The sequence below is a fragment of the Neisseria montereyensis genome, from assembly GCF_024834045.1.
In the GTDB taxonomy this organism is placed as follows: domain Bacteria; phylum Pseudomonadota; class Gammaproteobacteria; order Burkholderiales; family Neisseriaceae; genus Neisseria; species Neisseria montereyensis.
In genome coordinates this window covers 1-5407 of record NZ_JANUXW010000017.1, presented here as the reverse complement: position 1 = coordinate 5407, position 5407 = coordinate 1, and the positions used below count along the sequence as shown (strand labels likewise).

Genomic DNA, 5407 nt, shown 5'->3' with positions numbered 1-5407 from the left:
AATAAAGTAAAACCCCTGATAGTTTCCTATCAGGGGTTCGGTATAAGTGTCTGGCAGTGTCCTACTTTCACATGGGTATCCACACTATCATCGGCGCTGAGTCGTTTCACGGTCCTGTTCGGGATGGGAAGGCGTGGGACCAACTCGCTATGGCCGCCAGACTAAACTGTCAAATCGGTAAAGCCGTTTTTATTGCAATCAACTTCTCGGTAATGTTTGTATCGTATCCTTTTGAAGGATACAGTAAGCTTTCATCTGAAGTTCTTCAAATGATAGAGTCAAGCCTCACGAGCAATTAGTACAGGTTAGCTTCACGTGTTACCACGCTTCCACACCCTGCCTATCAACGTCCTGGTCTCGAACGACTCTTCAGCGCGGTTATACCGCAAGGGAAGTCTCATCTTCAGGCGAGTTTCGCGCTTAGATGCTTTCAGCGCTTATCTCTTCCGAACTTAGCTACCCGGCAATGCGACTGGCGTCACAACCGGTACACCAGAGGTTCGTCCACTCCGGTCCTCTCGTACTAGGAGCAGCCCCCGTCAAACTTCCAACGCCCACTGCAGATAGGGACCAAACTGTCTCACGACGTTTTAAACCCAGCTCACGTACCACTTTAAATGGCGAACAGCCATACCCTTGGGACCGACTACAGCCCCAGGATGTGATGAGCCGACATCGAGGTGCCAAACTCCGCCGTCGATATGAACTCTTGGGCGGAATCAGCCTGTTATCCCCGGAGTACCTTTTATCCGTTGAGCGATGGCCCTTCCATACAGAACCACCGGATCACTATGTCCTGCTTTCGCACCTGCTCGACTTGTCGGTCTCGCAGTTAAGCTACCTTTTGCCATTGCACTATCAGTCCGATTTCCGACCGGACCTAGGTAACCTTCGAACTCCTCCGTTACGCTTTGGGAGGAGACCGCCCCAGTCAAACTGCCTACCATGCACGGTCCCCGACCCGGATCACGGGCCTGGGTTAGAACCTCAAAGACACCAGGGTGGTATTTCAAGGACGGCTCCACAGAAACTAGCGTCTCTGCTTCTAAGCCTCCCACCTATCCTACACAAGTGACTTCAAAGTCCAATGCAAAGCTACAGTAAAGGTTCACGGGGTCTTTCCGTCTAGCAGCGGGGAGATTGCATCTTCACAACCATTTCAACTTCGCTGAGTCTCGGGAGGAGACAGTGTGGCCATCGTTACGCCATTCGTGCGGGTCGGAACTTACCCGACAAGGAATTTCGCTACCTTAGGACCGTTATAGTTACGGCCGCCGTTTACTGGGGCTTCGATCCGATGCTCTCACATCTTCAATTAACCTTCCAGCACCGGGCAGGCGTCACACCCTATACGTCCACTTTCGTGTTAGCAGAGTGCTGTGTTTTTAATAAACAGTCGCAGCCACCGATTCTCTGCGACCCTCCAATGCTTACAGAGCAAGTCTTTCACATCAAAGGGCATACCTTCTCCCGAAGTTACGGTATCAATTTGCCGAGTTCCTTCTCCCGAGTTCTCTCAAGCGCCTTAGAATTCTCATCCTGCCCACCTGTGTCGGTTTGCGGTACGGTTCAATTCAAACTGAAGCTTAGTGGCTTTTCCTGGAAGCGTGGTATCGGTTACTTCTTGTCCGTAGACAATCGTTATCGCTTCTCGGTGTTATGAAAGTCCGGATTTGCCTAAACTTTCCACCTACCGGCTTGAACAAGCTAGTCCAACAGCTTGCTAACCTAACCTTCTCCGTCCCCACATCGCATTTGAATCAAGTACGGGAATATTAACCCGTTTCCCATCGACTACGCATTTCTGCCTCGCCTTAGGGGCCGACTCACCCTACGCCGATGAACGTTGCGTAGGAAACCTTGGGCTTTCGGCGAGCGGGCTTTTCACCCGCTTTATCGCTACTCATGTCAACATTCGCACTTCTGATACCTCCAGCAACCTTCTCAAGTCACCTTCTTCGGCCTACAGAACGCTCCCCTACCATGCATGCAAGCATGCATCCGCAGCTTCGGTTACAGATTTGAGCCCCGTTACATCTTCCGCGCAGGACGACTCGACCAGTGAGCTATTACGCTTTCTTTAAATGATGGCTGCTTCTAAGCCAACATCCTGGCTGTCTGGGCCTTCCCACTTCGTTTACCACTTAATCTGTCATTTGGGACCTTAGCTGGCGGTCTGGGTTGTTTCCCTTTCGACAACGGACGTTAGCACCCGCTGTCTGTCTCCCATGATTGCACTTTCCGGTATTCTTAGTTTGCCATGGGTTGGTAAGTCGCAATGACCCCCTAGCCATAACAGTGCTTTACCCCCGGAAGTGATACATGAGGCACTACCTAAATAGTTTTCGGGGAGAACCAGCTATCTCCGAGTTTGTTTAGCCTTTCACCCCTATCCACAGCTCATCCCCGCATTTTGCAACATGCGTGGGTTCGGACCTCCAGTGCGTGTTACCGCACCTTCATCCTGGCCATGGATAGATCACTCGGTTTCGGGTCTACACCCAGCAACTCAGCGCCCTATTAAGACTCGGTTTCCCTACGCCTCCCCTATCCGGTTAAGCTCGCTACTGAATGTAAGTCGTTGACCCATTATACAAAAGGTACGCAGTCACACCTAATGGTGCTCCCACTGTTTGTATGCATCAGGTTTCAGGTTCTATTTCACTCCCCTCCCGGGGTTCTTTTCGCCTTTCCCTCACGGTACTGGTTCACTATCGGTCGATGATGAGTATTTAGCCTTGGAGGATGGTCCCCCCATCTTCAGACAGGATTTCACGTGTCCCGCCCTACTTGTCGTATACTTAGTACCACCAATGAAATTTCGAATACGGGGCTGTCACCCACTATGGCCAAGCTTCCCAGCTCGTTCTTCTATCTCAATGGCTATCATATACAGGCTCCTCCGCGTTCGCTCGCCACTACTTGCGGAATCTCGGTTGATTTCTTTTCCTCCGGGTACTTAGATGGTTCAGTTCTCCGGGTTCGCTTCTCACTCCCTATGTATTCAGGAGTGGATACTGCACAAAATGCAGTGGGTTTCCCCATTCGGACACCACCGGATCATAGCTTTATTGCCAGCTCCCCGATGCTTTTCGCAGGCTTACACGTCCTTCTTCGCCTATCATCGCCAAGGCATCCACCTGATGCACTTATTCACTTGACTCTATCATTTCAAGAACCTCTCTGACTTCACCTAAACTGCCGTTGACGTGCAATTAGATTAGATGTTCATACTCTGATAAAGCTTACTGCTTGTTGTGTGTAACTTATGCCTTTTGTCTTTCATAAGTTACTCGATACAATCATCACCCAAATACTGTACAACTTACCTTTCGGTAAATCGACATTGTCTTTGTTTGTTGATTTCGGCTTTCCAATTTGTTAAAGAGCGATGCATTCTTATTAAACAACTTGTGTCGTCTAATGACTTTGCAAATTAAAAACAGCTTTTAAAGCTGACTTTAATTTAAAAAGTATCAATATCCCCTAACCTCGCGGTTCGTGGTGGAGGCAAACGGGATCGAACCGATGACCCCCTGCTTGCAAAGCAGGTGCTCTACCAACTGAGCTATGCCCCCTTATCCGTCCAAACAGCTTCTACTTCCTGCTCGAAGAATCTCTGGTGGGTCTGGGAGGACTTGAACCTCCGACCCCACGCTTATCAAGCGTGTGCTCTAACCAGCTGAGCTACAAACCCAAGGTCGCCATTGTTACCAATAGACAGCTTATAGCTTGCGCATAAGCATTTATTTAACTTCTCATGCATCTTTTACACAGCTTACCGATAAGTGTGAGTACCCAACAACCTCTTCTTTTCTCTAGAAAGGAGGTGATCCAGCCGCAGGTTCCCCTACGGCTACCTTGTTACGACTTCACCCCAGTCATGAAGCATACCGTGGTAAGCGGGCTCCTCGCGGTTACCCTACCTACTTCTGGTATCCCCCACTCCCATGGTGTGACGGGCGGTGTGTACAAGACCCGGGAACGTATTCACCGCAGTATGCTGACCTGCGATTACTAGCGATTCCGACTTCATGCACTCGAGTTGCAGAGTGCAATCCGGACTACGATCGGTTTTATGAGATTGGCTCCACCTCGCGGCTTGGCTACCCTCTGTACCGACCATTGTATGACGTGTGAAGCCCTGGTCATAAGGGCCATGAGGACTTGACGTCATCCCCACCTTCCTCCGGCTTGTCACCGGCAGTCTCATTAGAGTGCCCAACTTAATGATGGCAACTAATGACAAGGGTTGCGCTCGTTGCGGGACTTAACCCAACATCTCACGACACGAGCTGACGACAGCCATGCAGCACCTGTGTTACGGCTCCCGAAGGCACTCCTCCGTCTCTGGAGGATTCCGTACATGTCAAGACCAGGTAAGGTTCTTCGCGTTGCATCGAATTAATCCACATCATCCACCGCTTGTGCGGGTCCCCGTCAATTCCTTTGAGTTTTAATCTTGCGACCGTACTCCCCAGGCGGTCAATTTCACGCGTTAGCTACGCTACTAAGGCATCAAGTGCCCCAACAGCTAATTGACATCGTTTAGGGCGTGGACTACCAGGGTATCTAATCCTGTTTGCTACCCACGCTTTCGGGCATGAACGTCAGTATTATCCCAGGGGGCTGCCTTCGCCATCGGTATTCCTCCACATCTCTACGCATTTCACTGCTACACGTGGAATTCTACCCCCCTCTGACATACTCTAGCTACCCAGTTTCAAACGCAGTTCCCAGGTTGAGCCCGGGGATTTCACATCTGACTTAAGTAACCGTCTGCGCCCGCTTTACGCCCAGTAATTCCGATTAACGCTCGCACCCTACGTATTACCGCGGCTGCTGGCACGTAGTTAGCCGGTGCTTATTCTTCAGGTACCGTCATATGTTCGTGGTATTAGCACAAACCCTTTCTTCCCTGACAAAAGTCCTTTACAACCCGAAGGCCTTCTTCAGACACGCGGCATGGCTGGATCAGGGTTGCCCCCATTGTCCAAAATTCCCCACTGCTGCCTCCCGTAGGAGTCTGGGCCGTGTCTCAGTCCCAGTGTGGCGGATCATCCTCTCAGACCCGCTACTGATCGTCGCCTTGGTAGGCCTTTACCCCACCAACTAGCTAATCAGACATCGGCCGCTCAAATAGCGCGAGGTCCTAAGAGCCCCCGCTTTCCTTCTCAAAGATTATGCGGTATTAGCCATCCTTTCGGACAGTTATCCCCCACTACTCGGTACGTTCCGATGCATTACTCACCCGTTCGCCACTCGCCACCAAAAGAGCAAGCTCTTCCGTGCTGCCGTTCGACTTGCATGTGTAAAGCATGCCGCCAGCGTTCAATCTGAGCCAGGATCAAACTCTTATGTTCAATCTCTAACTTTTAACTTCTGGTCTGCTTCAAAGAAACCGACA

The 5407-nt window shown here is 50.7% G+C and carries 2 tRNA genes and 3 rRNA genes; all 5 read right to left on the bottom strand.

Annotated elements, in window-relative coordinates:
* Positions 1–48: 48 nt before the first annotated feature.
* The 5 genes from rrf to NXS09_RS10715 all read right to left on the bottom strand — a co-directional run bounded on the left by rrf (position 49) and on the right by NXS09_RS10715 (position 5363).
* Positions 49–161 (bottom strand): 5S ribosomal RNA (gene rrf / locus NXS09_RS10735).
* Between the two features lie 113 nt (positions 162–274).
* A 23S ribosomal RNA gene (locus NXS09_RS10730) occupies positions 275–3163 on the bottom strand.
* A 339-nt stretch (positions 3164–3502) separates the two neighbouring features.
* A tRNA-Ala gene (locus NXS09_RS10725) sits at positions 3503–3578 on the bottom strand.
* 42 nt (positions 3579–3620) lie between these two features.
* A tRNA-Ile gene (locus NXS09_RS10720) sits at positions 3621–3697 on the bottom strand.
* Between the two features lie 125 nt (positions 3698–3822).
* Positions 3823–5363, bottom strand: a 16S ribosomal RNA gene (locus NXS09_RS10715).
* The 16S, 23S and 5S rRNA genes sit together here with 2 tRNA genes alongside, the layout of an rRNA operon.
* Between the last annotated feature and the right edge of the window lie 44 nt (positions 5364–5407).